Source organism: Pseudomonas sp. P5_B2, assembly GCF_056400445.1.
This window is the reverse complement of the sequence record NZ_JBFULH010001045.1, coordinates 1-1,091: the sequence shown is the minus strand read 5'-3', so window position 1 is coordinate 1,091 and position 1,091 is coordinate 1. Positions and strand designations below refer to the sequence as shown.

Annotated in this window: 1 protein-coding gene; it reads left to right on the top strand. The window is 55.2% G+C overall.

From position 1 onward, the window contains the following. Positions 1-400 precede the first annotated feature (400 nt). A partial coding sequence (locus AC1DRJ_RS29040; protein WP_477805162.1) for a type III PLP-dependent enzyme domain-containing protein occupies positions 401-1,091 on the top strand: 691 nt, incomplete at its 3' end.

The window sequence follows — 1,091 nt, the reverse complement described above, 5'->3', positions numbered from 1 at the left end:
ACACAACCCCCTCCATCTCGATATCCAGTCGTTTCAACACTGATTCAGCGTCCAGGATCTGGTGGCGTATTTCATCTGGCGAGCATCGCATCGTTGACCTCCTTGTATTGCCGTAAGTACAGCTGCACCCGTCGTTGACGGCTGATCCAGTCACGCTGTCAGGGATGTGCGATCGGTTGTCTTAAAAGTGAAACAATAGTGTCGCGCAGAAATATGACTGAAATATTTCACTCTTATGATTGAGGGATATTTTTCTCGGGTTCGCTTCTCATGCGTGGTCACCGTGAAGACCAGACAGCCCAACTTCGCGTCGCCAGCACTTTCTGTACTTTCGATCTTTCGCCAGTGAAGGCACAATGCGCATCCTTTTTTTGGCTGGCCTTGCCGGAGGCGCCTCGAAATGATCAAAACGCCGTATTACCTTATCGACAAACAAAAGCTGCTGGCGAACATGCAGAAGATTGCCTATGTGCGCGAACAGTCCGGGGCCAAAGCGCTTCTGGCACTCAAGTGCTTCGCCACCTGGTCGGTGTTCGACCTGATGCAGCAGTACATGGACGGCACCACATCGTCGTCGCTTTACGAGCTCAAGCTCGGTCGGCAGAAGTTCGCCGGCGAGACTCACGCTTATAGCGTGGCCTGGGCTGACGACGAAATCGAGGAGATGCTCGAGAACTGCGACAAGATCATCTTCAACTCCATCAGCCAGTTGCAGCGCTACACCGAGGCTTCAGCCGGCAAGGTGCGCGGTCTGCGGGTCAATCCGCAGGTGAGCAGCTCGGATTACCTGTTGGCCGACCCGGCGCGGCCATTCAGCCGTCTGGGCGAGTGGGACCCGGTGAAGATCGAAGAGGTCATCGAGCAGATCTCCGGCTTCATGTTCCACAACAACTGCGAGAACGGTGAGTTCGACCTGTTCGACCAGATGCTGTGTACCATCGAAGAGCGATTCGGTCATCTGCTGCACAAGGTCGAGTGGGTCAGTCTCGGCGGCGGCATTCACTTCACCGGTGACGGCTATGCGCTGGACGCATTCTGCGCCCGCCTCAAGGCTTTCTCGCAAAAATACAGCGTGCAGGTCTATCTGGAAC